This window comes from Helcococcus sp. KG196 (genome assembly GCF_046035495.1).
GTDB lineage: Bacteria > Bacillota > Clostridia > Tissierellales > Peptoniphilaceae > Helcococcus > Helcococcus ovis.
The window spans coordinates 1-5,264 of record NZ_JBFNFI010000026.1; the positions used below are offsets into that span (position 1 = coordinate 1).

A 5,264-nucleotide genomic window follows, 5' to 3' on the forward strand; every position below is an offset into this window, starting at 1 on the left:
AATTTTGTCAATATTGTAATTTTTTTTAGACCCTGATATTTGCCAGCCATTTGGATCTATTGCCCATTGTAGAATAAAATCTTTAACAGTTTTTAATGATTGAGTAACAATAAAAGACCTATTTAACATTGAGTTAAATCTTCTGTTTTCATAACTTGCAAGCCCGGCATCTGTGCACACAATAAACTGAGATAATCCAAAATCTTTTAATATTTTCTTTTCTAAAGGTTTAAGGCTTGGTTGTTCATTTTTGTTACCATCAAATATCGAAAAACATAAAGGCAACCCATTTCGATCTAAAAATAATCCCATTTGTATAATAGGGTTTGGTCTATGCTCTTTACTTCTACCATATTGGGCATATCCACGCGGTTGTTCAGTTTCGAAAAAGTAGTTTGTACAGTCATAATAAAGAACTTCTTTGTTCCTGTTTACTAAATTATCACTATTAGCATAAACCAAAGCTTGAATTTCATCAGAATGCTTTGATAGAACATCAAGACTTCTATACACGTGTTGTAATTTAAAAGAAGGTTGTTCTAAAAAATTAAAAGCATAATCATAAGAGGATAATTTAGAGGCTGGTGCAATAATACGAGTTGATATCAACATACTAAGCACATCTGATAAGTTGTATTCAATTTTATGTTTCTTAGAAATATCTTCGCATATTTTATCAAGACCAAGTTGGTGATACAAAAAATTTACAAAAAGATATCCAATGTTAAAATTGTTCTTTTCACCAATTTCGATTTGATTTAATTCATTAAAAGAAACATCAACAGAAACTTTTCCTTCATCTTCTAATTCAGTAAGAATCTTAGCTTCATTTTTAGCCCAAGCAATTACACTTTCTCTATCATTTCCAAATTTAGGTAATAAAGAGGCCATAGTACCGAGTTTTTTCATAATTCGAGTTGTAGATTTGCCATCTTTTCTGATGGATTTAATTATATAAAGTTGTTCAGCATTTTTTGATTTAACAATATTAAGTCTCATAAAATCCTCCCATGTAATATTATATCATACAATACCAAACAATACTATAATTACTTTGGAAAATTTGACAAAAAAATATAGACATTTCAATGCCTACAAACGATTTTTCTATTTTTAACTGTCAAACTCCCGGCTTGAGAAAAAAACAAATAATTAGTAATATTTTTGTGATAACTAAAAAAGACTCTATAATTTAGAGTCTTTTTTGATTTTAATTAAATTTGGATAAATATAAATATAAAAATATTGAAAAAAAATAAAAAAAAATATATAATGTAGTTATGCTAAAATATAAACATGAAAAATATAAATGTAAAGGTGTTGTAAATATGCGCAAAGAGGTAATTTTTAATTAAATTAACTGAATAAGGATTATTTTTAAAAGTATATGAAAAATCTTGAATAACTCAAGGTTTATTTGTGGTGGAATCAATTATTTATAATATTGATATTACCATGTTTATTTGTGTACTCTAAAAATAATCAGTATTATAATGAGCATGTTACATCTTTATTTGCAGGATAGGAAAACCGTGTTCTAAACACGGTATTTTTATGTCTATTTTTGCTATATATAGATATGGTATAAGATTTTAATTTGAATAGCTTAATCATAAGTTATATAATTAAAGTTCTATATTTTATGTTTATATTTAGGTTATATGATTATGAGGCTGTAAGTGAATTATGTTCATTTGCAGCTTTTTTTTGTTTAAGGAGATTATTTTGATGATTTATATATTTAAATATGAAGATTATGAAAAACAAACAAATTTTTTAAGAAATACTAGGATGGTGATGATTAATGGTTAATAAACTTTCAGCATATAAAACTTATTTATTATTTTCAGCTATTGCAGCAATGTGTTTTTCGTTAGTAGCTACAGTTATGGTAGTGTATCACATTGAAACGGTGCATTTAAATCCACTTCAGCTTATACTTGTTGGAACTACTTTAGAAGTAGCATGCTTTATATTTGAAATTCCTACAGGAATAGTTGCAGATGTGTACAGTCGTAAACTATCTATTGTTATTGGTGTAGTTTTAACAGGAGTGGGATTTATTTTAGGAGGTTCTATTTCTAGTTTCGTTTTCGTACTTGTAGCACAGATTGTATGGGGATTAGGTTCTACTTTTATTAGTGGATCTGTTGAAGCTTGGATTGCGGAAGAAGAGAAAGATAAAGATTTGGATAAAATTTATATAAAGGGAGCACAAGCAGGACAGATAGGATCGGTTATTGGAATAGTACTAAGCACTGTAATAGCTAATTTATCTGTAAGACTACCTATTATAGTTAGTGGAGTCTTATTTATAATTCTTGCATTATTTTTATGGTTATATATGCCAGAAAATAATTTTAAATCATCTGCTCCAGAGGATTTAAATACTTTTAAAAAGATGGGATATACCTTTAAATCTGGTCTTAAATTTATAAAAAATAAACCTATAATTATAATTTTGCTTTCAGTAACTTTATTTTATGGATTATCCAGTGAAGGTTATGATAGACTTTCTAATATGCATTTTTTACAAGATACTATGCTTCCTAAACTTGGAAACCTTAAACCAGTGACTTGGTTCGGAATTTTTGGAATTGCAGGAATGATATTGAGTGCTATAGTAATGCATTTTATGGAAAAGAAGCTTAAGGATGATGATAAGAATAAAAATGGAAAGCTGTTATTATGTATAAATATATTTTATATATCATTTATGTTCATATTTGCTATTACAAAAAGATTTAACTTAATGCTAATAGCTTATTTAGCGACAAGTACCTTTAGAACTATAAATAAACCTATATTTAGTGCATGGCTTAATGGACATATAGATGACAAGGCCAGATCTACTGTACTTTCTATAAATGGACAAATAAATTCCTTAGGTCAAATTTTAGGTGGACCAATTATAGGAATCATAGCTACAAATATTTCAGTGAGTATGGGTATAGCATGTACTTCGTTATTAGTAACACCGGTATTAGTGTTATATATTGTTGCTATGATAATGGATAAAAAGGTGGTTGATAGAGTTGGAGGTATTGATTATGAAGAAAATAATTAATATAGGAATCGTAGCACACGTGGATGCAGGAAAAACAACTATAACAGAAAACTTATTATATTATAGTGGAGCTATAAAATCAGTTGGAAGAGTTGATTTAGGCAATACACAGACGGATTCTATGGAGCTTGAGCGTAAGAGAGGGATTACCATTAAATCATCAACCATATCTTTTAATTGGAATAATGTCAAGGTTAATATTGTTGATACTCCAGGACATGTGGATTTTATTTCGGAAGTTGAACGTTCATTAAGTGTTTTAGATGGAGCGATACTAGTTATATCAGGAGTAGAGGGTATTCAGTCACAAACAAGAATATTATTTGAGACATTAAAGGAGTTAAACATTCCAACAATAATTTTTGTAAATAAGCTAGATAGAATTGGGGCAAATTTCAATAAAGTATTTGAAGATATAAAGAAGAATATGTCCAATAAAGTAGTTAGATTACAAGAAGTATATGATGTAGGAAGCAAAGCTGTTTATATAAAAAAACTATTTGATACATGCATGATAAATGATGATGCTATTGATGTTTTATCAGACTTAGACGAAGCATTTTTAGAAAGATATATTGGTGGAATAGAACCTGATAAAGAAGAAATACAAGAAAAGCTTTCATTATATGCAAGTGAAGGAAGTCTATATCCAGTATTTTGTGGTGCGGCAGCAATTGGACTTGGAGTTGAAGACTTATTAGATGGAATTTGTAGTTATTTTCCATTTGCAGGTGATGATTGTGAAAGTGATTTATCTGGAGTAGTATTTAAAATCGAAAGAACAAGTAAAAATGAAAAGAAGGTTTATGTAAGATTATTTGGAGGAAAAATATCTGTAAGAGATAAAATTCAAGTACCTAATAAGGAGATAGCAGAAAAAGTAAAGAAAATTAATAGGTTAGAAAATGGGGGAGTTGTTGAAGCACAGAGGATAGAAGCAGGGGATATAGGTATTTTATATGGACTTACAAGTTTCCAAGTGGGAGATGTTATTGGAATTTCAAATGATAAAATTAAAAATATATCTATAGCTAAACCAGCATTAAAAACAACAATTTCTGCAATTGATAAAGAAAAAAATCCAGAGCTATTTAAAGCATTAACATTACTTGCAGAGGAAGATCCACTACTAGAATTAGAGATGAATGACATAGATAAAGAAATTTATGTCAACTTATTCGGTGAAGTTCAAATGGAAATACTAAGTTCCATGTTAGATGATTTATATGGAATAAAAGTAGAGTTTTCGAATATTGAGACTATCTATAAGGAAACACCTAAAGGTTTTGGAGCGTCAATAATGCATATGCAGGAAGACTTAAATCCATTTTGGGCGACAGTAGGCTTAGAAATAGAACCAGCAGGGAGAGGCGAAGGTCTTAGGTATATTTCTAATGTTTCAGTAGGGTCATTGCCAAAATCTTTTCAAAATGCAATTGAAGAAGCAGTTATTAAGACAAGTAAACAAGGATTATTTGGATGGGAGGTTACAGATGTAAAAGTCACTCTTAGCTGTGGTGAATTTTTTAGTCCAGCCAGCACTCCAGCAGATTTTAGAAATGTGACACCTATGGTATTCATGGAAGCATTATATAAAGCACAAACTGTTTTATTAGAGCCATTACATGAGTTTGAGTTAAAGATTCCTCAAAATGCTTTAAGCAAAGCGGTATGGGATTTAGAAACTATGAGGGCAACCTTTGATAATCCTATTGTTATAGGGGATGAATTCTCAATAAAGGGATTAATTCCAGTAGAAAATTCAAAAGAATATAAAATGAAAATAGCTTCATATACAGAAGGTAGAGGAATGTTTGTGACAAAATTTTATGGGTATAAGGAAGCTTCAGCTGAATTTTCAAAAGCACGCAAAAAAACAACGTATGATCCATTGAATAAAAAAGAGTATTTGCTTCATAAACTAAACGCAATTAGAGATTAAATTTAAATAGATAAGTTAAATTTTTATATGTAGGATTTAAATATAAGACATTCAAAGCCTAAAAGTAAAGGAAGGGTCGTCTGAAGAAGATGAAGACCCTTCCTTTTTTCATGTTACTATGCTTAATTGTAAGTGCTTGAAATTTGTAATCTCGAGTTTGACACTTTGCGATTAAAAGAGCTCTGAAACACATTGTAAACAGTATGTTTCAGAGCTTTTAATATTTTTAAAAATGTAGTATTGTTTATTCTTTTT

3 protein-coding genes are annotated in these 5,264 nt (G+C 29.1%); 2 read left to right on the forward strand and 1 reads right to left on the reverse strand.

The window, feature by feature from the left end; all coding sequences use genetic code 11:
- Positions 1–999, reverse strand: a 999-nt coding sequence (locus ABGF45_RS08265) for a hypothetical protein (RefSeq protein WP_408106061.1), incomplete at its 3' end; no start/stop codon positions are given.
- Between the two features lie 805 nt (positions 1,000–1,804).
- On the opposite strand from ABGF45_RS08265, the gene tetA(P) reads away from it, so the two are divergent.
- Positions 1,805–3,067, forward strand: coding sequence for a tetracycline efflux MFS transporter TetA(P) (gene tetA(P) / locus ABGF45_RS08270; RefSeq protein WP_134744584.1), 1,263 nt, complete (start codon positions 1,805–1,807; stop codon positions 3,065–3,067).
- Positions 3,051–5,009: a tetracycline resistance ribosomal protection protein TetB(P) gene (gene tetB(P) / locus ABGF45_RS08275; RefSeq protein ID WP_006440995.1), complete on the forward strand. Its 1,959-nt coding sequence runs from the start codon at positions 3,051–3,053 to the stop codon at positions 5,007–5,009. Before tetA(P) ends, tetB(P) begins: the two co-directional genes overlap by 17 nt.
- Positions 5,010–5,264: the final 255 nt, after the last annotated feature.